Source organism: Caulobacter sp. GW822-FHT07D08, assembly GCF_058798735.1.
The window spans coordinates 81,052-94,484 of sequence record NZ_JBXAKU010000005.1 but is presented as its reverse complement, the minus strand read 5'-3'; the positions used below and the strand labels follow the sequence as shown (position 1 = coordinate 94,484).

General features: G+C 68.7%; 14 protein-coding genes. 9 read left to right on the top strand and 5 right to left on the bottom strand.

What is annotated here, in order from left to right; translation table 11 throughout:
- The 4 genes from AC1RJ9_RS11385 (at window position 1) to AC1RJ9_RS11370 (ending at window position 3,112) form a co-directional block, all read left to right on the top strand.
- A complete protein-coding gene (locus AC1RJ9_RS11385) occupies window positions 1-978 on the top strand; it encodes a type II secretion system F family protein (protein ID WP_492837000.1) in 978 nt (325 codons plus the stop codon).
- A gap of 13 nt (window positions 979-991) precedes the next feature.
- Window positions 992-1,975 (top strand): type II secretion system F family protein, encoded by a 984-nt coding sequence (locus AC1RJ9_RS11380; protein ID WP_492836999.1) that lies wholly within the window; start codon window positions 992-994, stop codon window positions 1,973-1,975.
- A 95-nt stretch (window positions 1,976-2,070) separates the two neighbouring features.
- Window positions 2,071-2,256: a hypothetical protein gene (locus AC1RJ9_RS11375; RefSeq protein ID WP_492836998.1), complete on the top strand. Its 186-nt coding sequence runs from the start codon at window positions 2,071-2,073 to the stop codon at window positions 2,254-2,256.
- Between the two features lie 76 nt (window positions 2,257-2,332).
- Entirely contained in the window at window positions 2,333-3,112 is a 780-nt protein-coding gene (locus AC1RJ9_RS11370; RefSeq protein WP_492836997.1) for a hypothetical protein, read from the top strand.
- 113 nt (window positions 3,113-3,225) lie between these two features.
- On the opposite strand, the gene AC1RJ9_RS11365 is transcribed toward AC1RJ9_RS11370, so the two are convergent.
- Window positions 3,226-4,044: a tetratricopeptide repeat protein gene (locus AC1RJ9_RS11365; protein WP_492836996.1), complete on the bottom strand. Its 819-nt coding sequence runs from the start codon at window positions 4,042-4,044 to the stop codon at window positions 3,226-3,228.
- An 85-nt stretch (window positions 4,045-4,129) separates the two neighbouring features.
- On the opposite strand from AC1RJ9_RS11365, the gene AC1RJ9_RS11360 reads away from it, so the two are divergent.
- Together AC1RJ9_RS11360 and AC1RJ9_RS11355 are read left to right on the top strand one after the other, a co-directional pair.
- The gene (locus AC1RJ9_RS11360) at window positions 4,130-5,551 is read left to right on the top strand and encodes a leucyl aminopeptidase family protein (RefSeq protein WP_492836995.1); all 1,422 of its coding nucleotides are present in this window, start codon (window positions 4,130-4,132) and stop codon (window positions 5,549-5,551) included.
- Window positions 5,548-6,381, top strand: coding sequence for a C40 family peptidase (locus AC1RJ9_RS11355; protein ID WP_492836994.1), 834 nt, complete (start codon window positions 5,548-5,550; stop codon window positions 6,379-6,381). Before AC1RJ9_RS11360 ends, AC1RJ9_RS11355 begins: the two co-directional genes overlap by 4 nt.
- 64 nt (window positions 6,382-6,445) lie before the next feature.
- Here AC1RJ9_RS11355 and AC1RJ9_RS11350 read toward each other — a convergent pair whose 3' ends face one another.
- Window positions 6,446-7,144: a c-type cytochrome gene (locus AC1RJ9_RS11350; RefSeq protein ID WP_492836993.1), complete on the bottom strand. Its 699-nt coding sequence runs from the start codon at window positions 7,142-7,144 to the stop codon at window positions 6,446-6,448.
- 165 nt (window positions 7,145-7,309) lie between these two features.
- Between AC1RJ9_RS11350 and AC1RJ9_RS11345 the strand changes: the two genes are divergently transcribed.
- The 3 genes from AC1RJ9_RS11345 to AC1RJ9_RS11335 all read left to right on the top strand — a co-directional run bounded on the left by AC1RJ9_RS11345 (window position 7,310) and on the right by AC1RJ9_RS11335 (window position 9,393).
- Complete coding sequence (locus AC1RJ9_RS11345; protein ID WP_492836992.1) at window positions 7,310-8,050, top strand: 3-deoxy-manno-octulosonate cytidylyltransferase; 741 nt, start codon at window positions 7,310-7,312, stop codon at window positions 8,048-8,050.
- Window positions 8,047-8,901, top strand: coding sequence for a prephenate dehydratase (locus tag AC1RJ9_RS11340; RefSeq protein ID WP_492836991.1), 855 nt, complete (start codon window positions 8,047-8,049; stop codon window positions 8,899-8,901). The genes AC1RJ9_RS11345 and AC1RJ9_RS11340 overlap by 4 nt, the downstream gene beginning before the upstream one ends.
- A gap of 75 nt (window positions 8,902-8,976) precedes the next feature.
- Entirely contained in the window at window positions 8,977-9,393 is a 417-nt protein-coding gene (locus AC1RJ9_RS11335) for an MAPEG family protein (protein WP_492836990.1), read from the top strand.
- A gap of 31 nt (window positions 9,394-9,424) precedes the next feature.
- On the opposite strand, the gene nadC is transcribed toward AC1RJ9_RS11335, so the two are convergent.
- The 3 genes from nadC to nadA form a co-directional block, all read right to left on the bottom strand.
- The gene (gene nadC, locus AC1RJ9_RS11330) at window positions 9,425-10,273 is read right to left on the bottom strand and encodes a carboxylating nicotinate-nucleotide diphosphorylase (RefSeq protein WP_492836989.1); all 849 of its coding nucleotides are present in this window, start codon (window positions 10,271-10,273) and stop codon (window positions 9,425-9,427) included.
- Entirely contained in the window at window positions 10,270-11,787 is a 1,518-nt protein-coding gene (locus AC1RJ9_RS11325; RefSeq protein WP_492836988.1) for an L-aspartate oxidase, read from the bottom strand. Before AC1RJ9_RS11325 ends, nadC begins: the two co-directional genes overlap by 4 nt.
- Before the next feature lie 119 nt (window positions 11,788-11,906).
- A complete protein-coding gene (gene nadA / locus AC1RJ9_RS11320; RefSeq protein WP_492836987.1) occupies window positions 11,907-12,995 on the bottom strand; it encodes a quinolinate synthase NadA in 1,089 nt (362 codons plus the stop codon).
- Between the last annotated feature and the right edge of the window lie 438 nt (window positions 12,996-13,433).

Genomic DNA, 13,433 nt, shown 5'->3' with positions numbered 1-13,433 from the left:
ATGCTGTTCGTGATCGCCGGCATCCTGGGGTTCATCACCATCGCGGGCCTGGGCTTCGCCTTCGCGGGCGGGGACAGCGGCCAGGCCAAGGCCGCCAAGCGGGCCCAGATGATCGCCGGAGGCGGCGAGCGCCAGGTCGCCGTGCGCGCCAGGGCCGCCGCCAACACGCCGGACGCCCGTCGCCAGAACATCCTCAAGGCGCTCAAGGAGCAGGAGCGCAAGCAGAAGAAGGCCACGCTGAGCATCAGCGCGCGCATGCTGGCCGCGGGCCTGGGCCAGAACGTCAGGATGTTCTGGATCATCAGCGGCGCGCTGGCGGTCGTCGTCGCCCTGATCGTCCTCGTGCTGAGCCAGAACCCGCTGATCGCCTTGGCGGGCGGTTTCGCCGCGGGTCTGGGCCTGCCGCGCTGGGTCCTGGGCTTCCTGGCCAAGGGGCGGACCAAGAAGTTCACCGAGGCCTTCTCGGACGCCATCGACATCATCGTGCGCGGCATCAAGTCGGGGCTGCCGGTCCACGACTGCCTGAAGATCATCGGCAAGGAGAGCCCCGAGCCCCTGGGCGGCGAATTCCGCACCCTGACCGAGAACATCGCCATGGGCGTGCCGATAGATGCGGCCCTGGAGAAGATGTACGAGCGCATGCCGACCAACGAGCTGCGCTTCTTCGCGATCGTGCTGGGCATCCAGGCCAAGACCGGCGGCAACCTGGCCGAGGCGCTGGGCAACCTCTCCACCGTGCTGCGCGCGCGCAAGCTGATGAAGGAGAAGATCAAGGCGCTCTCCGCCGAGGCGATCGCCTCGGCCTCGATCATCGGCTGCCTGCCGCCCGGCGTCGTCATCCTGATCAGCGTCACCTCGCCGGCCTACATGAAGCCGATGTTCACCGACCCGCGCGGCCACCTGATGATCCTGGGCGGCCTGCTGTGGATGACCATGGGCATCCTGGTGATGCGCAAGATGATCAACTTCAAGTTCTGAGAGGAGGGTCGCCGTGAGTCTCGCCACCGCCCTGACCGATCCCTCGAACCTGCTGACGGCGTTCATCGCCCTGGTGACGTTCGCCACGATCATCACCCTGGCCTCGCCGGCGCTGCGCGACAACAACCTCGAGGGCCGCCTGAAGTCGGTAGCCAACCGCCGCGAGGAGCTGCGTCGAAGGTCGCGCCAGAACATCGCCTCGCGCGGCGCGACGGGCGGCACCCTGCGCCACCAGGACGAGGGCCTCTACAAGAACGTGGTCGAGCGGCTGCAGCTGTCGCGGCTGCTCGAGGATCCCAAGGTCGTCGACAACCTGGCCCAGGCCGGCTTCCGCGGCCCGCGCCCGGTGACCACCTTCTATTTCTTCCGCTTCGTGGCGCCGTTCGTGTTCGCCGGGGTGGTCGGGTTCTATCTCAATGTCGTCAACGGTTTCGGCCTGTTGCCGATGCAGAAGCTGTGCGCCTGCGTCGCGGCCCTGGCCCTCGGCTACTACGCGCCCAACGTCTACATCAGCAACATCGCCCAGAAGCGCCGCGAGTCGATCGTGGCGGCCTTCCCCGATTCGCTGGACCTGCTGCTGATCTGCGTTGAAAGCGGGATGTCGATCGAGGCGGCCATCCAGAAGGTCGGCTCGGAGGTCGGCGCCTCGTCGATGGAGCTGGCCGAGGAGCTGTCCCTGCTCACCGCCGAACTGTCGTACCTGCCCGACCGCCGCCTGGCCTATGAGAACCTGGCGCGCCGGACCAACCATCCGGGCATCAAGTCCGTGGCCACCGCCATGATCCAGGCCGAGCGCTACGGCACGCCGCTGGGCACGGCCCTGCGGGTCATGGCCAAGGAGAACCGCGATCTGCGCCTCTCTGCCGCCGAGAAGAAGGCCGCGGCCCTGCCGGCCCAGCTGACCGTGCCGATGATCGTGTTCTTCCTGCCGGTGCTGTTCGTCATGATCCTGGGCCCGGCGATCCTGAAGGTGCAGGACATCTTCGGGAAGCACTGACGCTTCCCACCCCTAAAAGACCCGTCCAAGGCGTGGCGCGCGGCTTGCGCTGACCCGACCCCTCGGTTTCGATTTGGGACAGTGGGATGAAACACATGGGGAAGGGCCCTCCGGTTCGCGCGTTCGCGGCCGAGGAAGAGGGAGGCGCGGCCATCGAGACGGCGCTGTTGGCGGGCCTGGCGGCGTTTCTGGCGTTCACCATCAAGAACATGGTGGCGATGCCGCTGCTGGGCGTTCTCACCAAGGCCAGCCGAGTGCTCAGCCAGGCGCTGGGGGGGTAGGCGCGCCGCCGGTAGCAATGCAACATTAAGGTGTGTGGCCGTATTTTGCGGTCTCACAGTTTAGTTGAGGCTGGCCATGGAAATCTCCTCGTCTCCGCCTGTTGCTCCTCAGCCCGCCGCGCAGCCGGCTGTCGCCCCGCAGTCGACGCCTTCGGACGGTTTCAAGAACCAAGATCGCTTCAATGAACTGATCGGCAAGGTCAGCAACAGCGCCGGCTCCTACTCCGAGAGCGAGCAAATGGACGCCTGGACGGCCTTGCACGACATGGCGGTTTCTGGCGGTCTGGTCGGCATGGGCGAGGAGAACAGGAAGCTCTATAACGAGAGCGGCAACTCGGCCATTTCCCAAAAGATCAAGCAAGTGGGTCAGAGCTATACGCTCGCGATGATCGCTGGCCAGCAGAACGGCGGAGCGTCGGGCGCTCGGCAAGCCGCGCTCGACTTCTTCGACAAGCAGAGCGGTTCGAACCAAGATATTCTCTTCCGGGGCCATGTTAACGCCTCCGACATGAGCGGCGCTAAGCCGTTCGCGGACGTCAACAGCTGGCGCAACTCGATGCTGGCCGGGATCAAGCTCGATCAGTTCATCGAGCAGTCCTCGGCCGGTGGAAACCAGAACGAGAAGGCCGCGGCAAATTCAAAGCTCGCGACCGCGCTCAAGCTGTCCGAATCCAAGACCCAGGACGCGAGCTGGACGCAACAAATCGCTGACCTGCTCGGGCAGCGGGATCCGATTCAGGACAAGGTCGATCTCTCCGAAGAGGCCAAACGCACCGTAGGTCAGTTTCCCTTGACCCGCCAAACCGCGAGTGCGCCAAGTTACGAGGCCGGCTCCGTCGCCTCGAAGCGCGTATAGGCCGAGGGCGCGGCAAGGTGACGGGGCGATGTTATCATGACTCTATGGGGGGCGTGGTCAAAGCAGAAGTCCGCTTCGCCAGTTGAGTTGATGTCTGATCCGAACAACAGACCCTACTGCCCGCCGCCCGCCTTCAGCGACTCCCAGCTGCGGCCGGAGCCGGCCTGGCCGAGGGCGGCGCGCAGGTAGGCCAGGTTGTTGCTGACCTGCTCGGGCGGCAGATCGGCGCGGGCCAGTTTCTCGGCTTCCGGCAGGCGGCCTTGCAGGCCGACCACCAGGGCCAGGTTCTGGCGCACCTGGATGCCGGCCGAGGGCAGGGCGGCGGCGCGGCGCAGTTGGACCTCGGCGCCGGCCAGGTCGCCCTTGGCGGCCAGGTGCATGGCGTAGTTGGCCAGCGGCGTGGCCTCGGTCGGCGCCAGGGCCAGAGCCTGGCGGTGCGCGGCCTCGGCCTCGTCGTCGCGCTCGGCCTGCTCGTAGGCCACGCCCAGCAGGGTCAGCGGGCGCCAGTCGCGGGGATTGAGGGCGGCGGCCTTGCGGGCCGGCTCGATGGCGTAGAAGCCCTGGCCCCGGGCGATGTGGGCGCGGGCCAGCTCCAGCAGCAGGGCCTCGTCGTCGGGGCGGGAGACCAGGCCCTTGGTCGCGGCCTCGGCGGCGTCGTCGTTGCGGCCCAGGGCGCGCAGGGATTGGGCCAGGGCGGCGCCAGCCTCGGCGTCGGCCGGGTCGGTCTCGAACTCGGCGCCCCAGAAGGCGGCGCGGGCCAGCGGGTCCAGGCGGCGGGCCTCGGCGCGCTGCTGCGGCGAGGCCTTGACCGGCGCGGCCTTGGCGGCCTCGACCTGGGCGGGCTTGGCGGAGTCGGCGGCGAAGGCGGCCGGCGCGATCAGCAGGACGGCCGGGGCGAGCAGGGTTGCGACGAGCGCGCGCTTGCGACACATGAAAGACATGTCTCCAGAAGGTTCGCCCATTGTCCGGGCGCGGCCCTCAAGGAATCGTTAAGCATAATTTTAAAGGACTTCGTCGATGTCCGACGCGACGCATCCGATCCTGGCCTCGGCGCAGGGGCAGGCGATCCCGGTCCATCCGGTGAGCGAGGCCGAACTCGAGGGCCTCCTGGCCAGAAAGCGCGCGCCGGTAAGGACTTACGCCACCGCCAACACCTTCACGGGCAAGGCGGGCCAGGTGCTGGCGGTCCCGGGATCCAGCGGCGCGGTCGAGCAGGTGCTGCTCGGAACTGGTGCGGGCCGCGTTGATCTGTCGCTGTTCCGGACCCTGGCGGGCAAGCTGCCGGCCGGAGAGTACGCGCTCTCGAAGCTGCCGCGCGGCGTCGATCCGGAACAGGCGGCCCTGGCCTTCGCCCTCGGAACCTACCGCTTCGACCGTTACAAGAAGAAGGGCGAGCCGATCGCCCGGCTGGTGGCGCCCAAGGGCGTCGACGCCGCCGTGGTGACCGCCACGGCCCACGCCTGCGCCCTGGCGCGCGACATGGTCAACACCCCGGCCAACGACATGGGGCCGCTGCAGATCGAGACCATCGCCCGCGAGATCGCCGAGAAGTACGGGGCGACGTTCTCCGTGGTCGCTGGCGATGCGTTGCTGACGGAGGGCTATCCCGCCGTCCACGCCGTGGGCCGCGCGGCCGTCGAGGCGCGTAGCCCCCGCATGATCGAGATCGCCTGGGGCGATGCGGCCCACCCGGTCGTGGCCCTCGTGGGGAAAGGCGTGGTGTTCGACACCGGCGGTCTCGACATCAAGCCCTCGGCCGGGATGCGGCTGATGAAGAAGGACATGGGCGGCGCCGCCCACGCCCTGGCCCTGGGCCGGATGGTCATGCACGCCAATCTTCCCGTGCGCCTGGTGATCCTGACCCCGGTGGTCGAGAACGCCATCGCCGGCGACGCCATGCGCCCGGGCGACGTGCTTCAGACCCGCGCCGGCCTGACCGTCGAGGTGGGCAACACCGACGCCGAGGGCCGGCTGATCCTGGCCGACGCCCTGACCCGCGCCGCCGAGCTGAAGCCCGCCCTGACCCTGGACTTCGCCACCCTGACCGGCGCGGCCCGCATGGCCATGGGGCCGTTCGTGATCCCGTTCTGGACCCCGGACGACAAGCTGGCCGTCCAGCTGGAGACGGCTTCGAAGACCGTCGCCGACGCGCTGTGGCGGATGCCCTTGACCGAGGGCTATCGCGAGGCCCTGGACAGCGACATCGCCGACCTCAAGAACGATCCCGACGGCTGGGCCCAGGCCGGCGCCACCACGGCGGCCTTGTTCCTGCAGCGCTTCGCCCCCAAGTCCGACAAGGAGAGCGGTGAGGATGTGGGACCCTGGGCCCACTTCGACGTCTTCGCCTGGAACCCCAAGGCGCGTCCCGGATTCCCGGTCGGCGGGGAAGTCCAGGCCATTCGCGCCGCCTTCGCCATGCTCAAGGGCCGTTTCGCATGACGCTTGATACTCGCATCACCCTGGCCCGGCCCGACCTGGCCGACCAGCGCCTGGAGGGCCTGGTTCCGGCCGAGCGCTACGCGGCCAGCCGCCTGATGGTCTGCGCCGCGCCCGCGGCCGCCATCCGCGCCGCCGCCGCGCCCGCCGCCGAGCAGTGGGACCAGCTGTTGTTCGGCGAGGTCTTCCGGGTGCTCGAGGAAAAGGACGGCTTCGCCTGGGGCCAGGCCCCGCGCGACGGCTATGTCGGCTATGTCGCGACCTCTGACCTGGTCGAGCAGGGCCACCCGCCGACCCACGCGGTGTCGGCGATCCGCACCTACGCCTTCAGCAAGCCCGACATCAAGTCGCGGCCGGAGGGGCTCTACAGCCTCAACAGCCTTGTGACGATCGAGGCCCGCGAGGGCCGCTTCGCCAAGGCCGCCGGCACGGGCTGGTTCGTCGACGCGCACCTGACTCCGATCGGCCGGGGCGAGAAGGACTATGTCGCCGTCGCCGAACGCTTCCTGGGCGCGCCCTACCAGTGGGGCGGCCGCGAGAGCCTGGGCCTGGACTGCTCGGGCCTGGTGCAGCAGGCGCTCTACGCCTGCGCGCGGGCCTGTCCGAGGGACACCGACATGCAGCGGGGCTTCTTCGCCGAGATCGCCGAGGCCGACCGCCGGCGCGGCGACCTGGTGTTCTGGAAGGGCCACGTGGCCATCCTGCTGGACGGGGAGACCATCCTCCACGCCAACGCCCACCACATGGCGACGGCGGTCGAGCCGCTGGCCGAGGCCGTGGCGCGGATCGCGGCGACGCCCACGGGCGCGGTGCTGGGATATCGGCGGGTTTGAAACCGAAAAAAGGCCGCGGAGCTTTCGCTGCGCGGCCTCTTCGATCTTGTCAGCTTTGGAAGGCTTAGGCTTTCGGCGGGGCCGTCGCGCCACCGGCGGCCGGAGCGGCCGGAGCAGCGGCGGCGCCAGCGGCCGGAGCCGTCGTGCCGCCCGGAGCGGCCGGGGCCGCGGCGTCGGCGGCGGGCGCGCCTTCGGCCGGAGCGGCGGCGGCGGCCGGACGCGGCGGCGGGATCGGCAGCTTCGAGCCGAGGCTGTGCAGGTAGGCGATGACCGCGATGCGATCTTCCGGCTTCTTCAGACCCACGAAGGTCATGTTGGTGCCGGGGACGTCCTTACCCGGGGCCTTCAGGAAGGTGTACAGGGCGTCGTAGTCCCACACCGGGGTCTTGCCCGAGAAGTCCTTCATCGCGCCCGAATAGTTGAAGCCCGGGTGGCCGGCCGGCTTGCGGCCGACGACGTCCCAGAGGCCCGGGCCGGTGGCGTTGGCGTTCGAGGCGTCCAGCTTGTGGCAGGCCGCGCACTTGGCCGAGACGGCGGCGCCGGCGGCCGCGTTGGCCGGGGTCAGCACCGCGTTCCAGTCGGGCGGGGTGTCGACCGCCGCGGCGGCGCCGCCGGCGGAGTCTTCCTGGACCGCGATCTCGTAGCCGGCCTTCTCGACTTCATGCTTCTTGAAGACGATGTCCGACGCTTCTCGCAGACCAAAGATGATGAGGCCGGTCAGCAGCACGCCGCCAGCGATCTTGTTGAACGTCAGGTCGCTCATTTCAGCCTAGTCAGCCTCTTGTCGGCCCACCCCAGGGCGGGCTTTGAACCAGCGCCTCGGACTCGCGATACGAGTCTCCAGCGCACGTCATGTTGCGCTCGCGTCTCTTACACGCTACCGCCCCTCGCGCAACCGGTCCGCAAAGATTTGAGACCCAGAACCGCCATGAACCCGATCGTCCTGATCCCCGCGCGGATGGCCGCGACGCGTTTGCCCAACAAACCGCTGGCCGACATCGGCGGCGCGTCGATGATCGTCCGGGTTCTGAACCAGGCCCTGGCGGCCGGCATCGGCCCTGTCGCCGTGGCGGCCGGCGATCGCGAAATCGTTGAGGCCGTTCAAGCCGCTGGCGGCGTGGCGGTGCTGACCGACCCTGATCTGCCGTCGGGTTCGGACCGGATTCTGGCGGCGCTGGCCGAACTCGATCCGGGGTTCGAACATGACGTCGTGATCAACCTGCAGGGCGACATGCCGTTCGTCGATCCGGCCGTGCTGAGCGACTGCGCCCGGATACTTAAGGAGTTCGACGACGCCGATATCGCCACCGTCGTCGCCCCGGAAGCATCAATCGCCGACCGCTCGAACCCCGACGTGGTCAAGGCCGTCCTGGCCATGGAGGACGATGGCCAAAGCGGCCGCGCGCTCTATTTCACCCGTTCGACGCTCTATGGCGACGGGCCGGTATGGCGCCACATCGGCATCTACGGCTATCGCCGCGAGGCGCTGGTGGTGTTCAACGACGCCGCGCCGTCCGCCCTCGAAAAGCGCGAGAAGTTGGAGCAGTTGCGCGCCCTCGAGCTGGGCCTGACCATCCGCGCGGCGGTGGCGGCGACCGCCCCCATTTCCGTCGACAATCCTTCCGATCTGGAAGCCGCCCGCCAAGAAGCTGGAAAGCAGGCCCTATGAGCATCCTCAAGAAGATCGCCTTCCAGGGCGAGCCCGGCGCCAACAGCCATGAGGCGTGCCGGACCTATTTCCCGGACTACGAGGCCTATCCCTGCAAGACCTTCGAGGAGGCGTTCGAGGCCATCAAGACCGGGATCGCCGCCCTGGGGATGATCCCGATCGAGAATTCGATCGCCGGCCGGGTCGCCGACGTGCACCACCTGCTGCCGGCCTCGGGTCTGAAGATCATCGGCGAGCGCTTCAAGCCGATCCGCTTCCAGCTGATGGCCAACAAGGGCGTCAAGCTGGAGGACGTGAAGGTGGTCAGCTCGATGCCGATCGCGCTGTCCCAATGCCGCAACAGCCTCAAGCGCCTGGGCGTGGACACCGAAGCCGCCGGCGACACGGCCGGCGCGGCCAAGGCCCTGGCCCTGAAACCCAACCCGACCCACGGCGCCGTCGCGCCGGCCCTGGCGGCCGAGATCTACGGCCTGGACATCCTGGCCCGCGACATCGAGGACGAGCGCCACAACACCACCCGCTTCCTGGTGATGACGGCCGACAAGGCCCCGCCGGCCCCGGACTTCACCCACCGCTGCGTGACCAGCTTCGTGTTCCGCGTCCGCAACCTGCCGGCGGCGCTGTACAAGGCGCTTGGCGGCTTCGCGACCAACGGCGTCAACATGACCAAGCTGGAAAGCTACATGGAAGGCGGGAACTTCACGGCGACCTTCTTCTACGCCGAGGTCGACGGCCGGCCGGAGGATCGCTCGCTGGCCCTGGCGCTGGACGAGCTGAAGTTCTTCTCGGAGAAGTTCGAGATCCTGGGGGTCTATCCGGCCGATCCGTTCCGGGATCGGGGCCAAGGTTAGCGCCGTCCCCAAACGTCACCCTTCCGATATCGACGTTATCCCGTTAGGCTTTGCCAAAACAAGGGGAGGGTTCACGTGAATAGTTCGATGATCGCGCCGGTGATGGCGCTGGTGGCCTGGTCGCTGGTGATGTGGGTCTGGATGTACGTCCAGCGCATCCCGGCGATGCACAAGGCCGGGGTCAAGCCGCAGGACGCCCGATTCCCGGGCTCGCTGGACATCCTGCCCGACGCCGCGCGGGCGGCGGCCGACAACTACAACCACCTGATGGAACAGCCGACCATCTTCTACGCGGCGGCGCTGGCCATCCAGGTCGCGGGCCACGCCGACCCGATGGCGGTGCATTTCGCCTGGGTCTATGTCGGCGTGCGGGTGCTGCACAGCCTGCTGCAGATCAGCATCAACCTGGTGCCGGTGCGGTTCCTGCTGTTCGTGATTTCCACGGGCGTGCTGGCCGCGATGGTGGTGCGGGAGTTGATGAAGGTGTTCTAGATCCTCCCCTTCTGGGGGAGCATCTGCCGCCTCAGGCCGCGTCGAGTCCGATATCCAGCACCGGCGCCGAGTGCGTCAGCGCCCCGACGCTGATCACGTCGACGCCGGTCTCGGCGATGGCTCTTACCGTCGTCAGGTTCACGCCGCCCGAGGCCTCCAGCACCGCGCGGCCCTTGGCCAGGCGCACGGCGGTCTTCAGGTCGTCGAGGCTGAAATTGTCCAGCATCACCACGTCCGGCCCGTGCTTAAGGGCCTCGTCCAGCTGGTCCAGGCCGTCGACCTCGACCTCCACCTTGACCAGGTGGCCGGCGTGGGCGCGGGCGCGCCTCACGGCTTCGCCGACCCCGCCGCAGGCGGCGACGTGGTTGTCCTTGATCAGGATGGCGTCATCCAGGCCGAAGCGGTGATTGACCCCGCCGCCGCAGCGGACGGCGTATTTCTCCAGGGCGCGCAGGCCCGGCGTGGTCTTGCGGGTGTCGACGATGGTCGCCCCCGTGCCCTCGACCAGGCGGACATAGGCCCGCGTCAGGGTGGCGACGCCCGACAGCCGGCCCAGCAGGTTCAGTCCCGTGCGCTCGGCGGCCAGCACGGCGCGGGCATTGCCCTCGGCGCGGGCCAGGATCGCGCCCGGCATGACATCCGAGCCGTCCGGGGCTGCGACCTCGAAGGTCGCGGTCGGGTCGAGCGCGGCCAGGGACAGGCGCGCGCAGGACAGGCCCGAGACCCGGCCGTCCTGGCGGCTGGCCCAGACCACCGACAGGCGGGCGTCCGGGTCGATGCAGGCCTGGCCGGTGATATCGCCGGCCCGGCCCAGGTCCTCGGCCAGGGCGTGGTCGACGATCGGGCGGACGAGGATGTCGTCGAGAGGAACGATGCTCATTCGGCGGCGTAGCGGACGGCGGCGTCCGCGCTCGTGAGGGTGACGAAGGTGCGGACCGGCTCGGCGGTCGCGGGGAAGTCGCGGCGATAGTGGCCGCCTCGGCTTTCCTGGCGGGCCAGGGCGGCGTCGACGATCAGGCGGGCGGCGACCAGGGGCGGGCAGGGGCCGTAGGCGGGCTCCAGGGCGTCGATCTGTTCCAGCAGGCGGGTCAGGCCCGCTTCGTCGCGGATCACCCCGGCGTCGCGGCTCATGGCCTTGCGCAGGATCTGGAAGGCGGCGTCGGGCAGGTCGGGCAGGGGCTCCAGGCTGACCGGCTCGCCGCCCGCTTGACCCTCGGCCGCCGCCGCGCGGCCGGCGCGGGCGCCGAACACGGCCGCTTCCAGCAGGCTGTTGGAGGCCAGGCGGTTGGCGCCCTGGACGCCCGTCGAGGCGCACTCGCCGGCGGCGTAGAGGCCCGGCAGGCTGGCGCGGCCGTCCAGGTCCGTGGCGACCCCGCCCATGTGATAGTGCACCGCAGGGACGACCGGGATCATCTCGCGGCGCGGGTCCAGGCCGCCCGCGCGGCAGGCCTCGAACACGGCCGGGAATTCCTTGGGGAAGTGCGGGCCGACGGCGGCGACGGCGTCCAGGAACGCGCCGCGCCCGGATTCGCGCTCGGCGTGGATGGCGCGGGCCACCACGTCACGCGGGGCCAGCTCGCGGGCCGGGTGATAGTCGGCCATGAAGGCGCGACCGTCGACATTGCGCAGGATCGCGCCCTCGCCGCGCAGGGCCTCGGTGGCCAGGGGGGCGGGGTCTCGGCCGATGTCGATGGCCGTGGGGTGGAACTGCACGAACTCCGGATCGGCGATCGTCGCGCCGGCCAGGGCGGCCAAGCCCAGGCCCTCGCCGCGCACCTCCTTCGGCGTGGTGGTGACGGCGTAGAGGCCGCCGATGCCGCCGGTGGCCAGGATCACGCTGTGGCTGCGGATCTCGACCAGCGCGCCGTCGATCTCGGCCAGGACCCCGACCACGCGACCGGTCGCGTCCTGAAGCAGGCGACGGGCGCGGGCGTTCTCGCGGACCTCGATGGCCGGCGCGGCGCGGACGGCGGCGATGACGGCGGCCATGATCGCCGCGCCCGCGCCGTCGCCGCCGACCCGGGCGACCCGGGCCTTGGCGTGGGCGGCTTCCAGGCTGAGCACGAACTCGCCGCCGGTTTTCCGATCGAACGGCGCGCCCAGAGCGGCCAGGTCGCGGACGGCCTGCGGGCCTTCGCGGGTCAGCAGGTCGACGGCCTTGGGATCGCAGAGGCCCGCGCCGGCGGCGATGGTGTCGGCCGCGTGCAGCGCCGGGCTGTCGTCGCTCGACAACGCCGCGGCCATGCCGCCCTGCGCCCAGGCGCTGGAGCAGCCGGTCGCCAGCGGCGTCGGCGACAGGACGAGCGCCTTGTGCGCGGCCAGCGCGGCCGAGAGGCCGGCCAGGCCGGCGCCGAGGATGACGGGGCCGTCGAAGTCTACGCGATACTGGGTCAACGAAATGGCTCCTTCGAGGGGCCGGCTTTCTCGTGCTTCGACAAGCTCAGCATGAGGAAACCTACTGTGACTCTCATTCCCTCATCCTGAGCTTGTCGAAGGACGAGGGCCGCGGGGCGTTAAATCAGCTCGACATTCACGTGATGCCGGGCCTTGACCAGGTCGTAACGGGCCGGGACGGCCGGCGGCGGCAGGTCGATCATCCGCTGCACGGCCAGGCGCGCGCGGTCGAGGATGTCGGCGTCGACCGTCACCTCGAACTGCTCGTGAACGAGGGCGTCATGGATGTTCTGCAGCGTGATCCGCTTCATGTGCGGGCACATGTTGCAGGGGCCGATGAACTGGGTCAGCGGGCTCTCGGCCTGAACATTGCTGGCCATCGAGCACTCGGTGATCAGCACCACCTGGGCCGGCTTGCGCTGGGCCACGTAGTCGTTCATCGCCGCGGTTGAGCCGGCGAAGTCGGCGGCTTCCAGGATCTCGGTCGGGCACTCGGGGTGGGCCAGGACTTCCGCGCCGGGCCAGGCCGCGCGCATGTCGGCGATGTCGCTGGCGGTGAAGCGCTTGTGCACCTCGCAGTGGCCGGCCCAGGCGATGATCTTGACGTCGGTCTGGCGCGCGACGTTGCGGGCCAGATACTCGTCCGGGATCAGGATGACCTTGTCGACGCCCCATTCCCTGGCCGCCCACTCGACCACCTGCACGGCGTTGGCGCTGGTGCAGCAGATGTCGGTCTCGGCCTTCACGTCGGCGGTGGTGTTGACATAGGTGACGACCGGGATCCCCGGATAGCGCTGCTTGATCAGTCGCACGTCGGCGCCGGTGATCGAGGAGGCGAGGCTGCAGCCGGCCTTCAGGTCGGGGATCAGGATCTTCTTTTCGGGGCTCAGGACCTTGCTGGTCTCGGCCATGAAGTGGACGCCGGCCTGGACGATGATCTGGGCGTCCGACTTCGCGGCTTCCTTGGCCAGGGCCAGGCTGTCGCCGACGAAGTCGCCCACGCCGTGGAAGATGTCCGGCGTCATGTAGTTGTGGGCCAGGATCGCGGCGTTCTTCTCGCGCTTGAGGCGGTTGATCTCGGCGATCAACGGGGCCTGAACGCGCCACTCCATCGGGGTGACGTGGTGCTTGACCTTGTCCCAGACGCCGGCGGTCTCCGCCTCGACCTGGGCGGTGAACTCGAGCGGAGCGGCAAACCCGTCAGCCATCTGATACTCCGTTATGCTCAAAGTGAGCATTTCCAGGGCCTCGAAAAACGCCGGGAGCTTCCGCGGATGTTCCGCTGGCGACCCGGCGCCTAGGTTATGCTGAAAGTGAGCATAACTGATCCGTACATATAGCCCCTGCAAGCGAGAATGCAAACCCGGCATAAAAGCGCGGCGCCATTTTCGGAGGCGACAGCTTCGCCTTGGGAGCAGCACGTTAAACTACGGCGAGGCGCCTGCAGCGGTCGCCGCTTGCCAAGACCTGCCGCGTTATCGCCAGGTTTCAGGCTTACATATCCGTAATGTGGAAGAAAAATTCTGTCACCAGCGCGACTACGCGGAAAGCTAAGCGCCTTTCGATGCGTTTCAAATGTACAGTATTTAGTGTACAAGTATAAAGTAGGAAGACAAGCGCATCAAATTTCATAATTTTTTATGAAA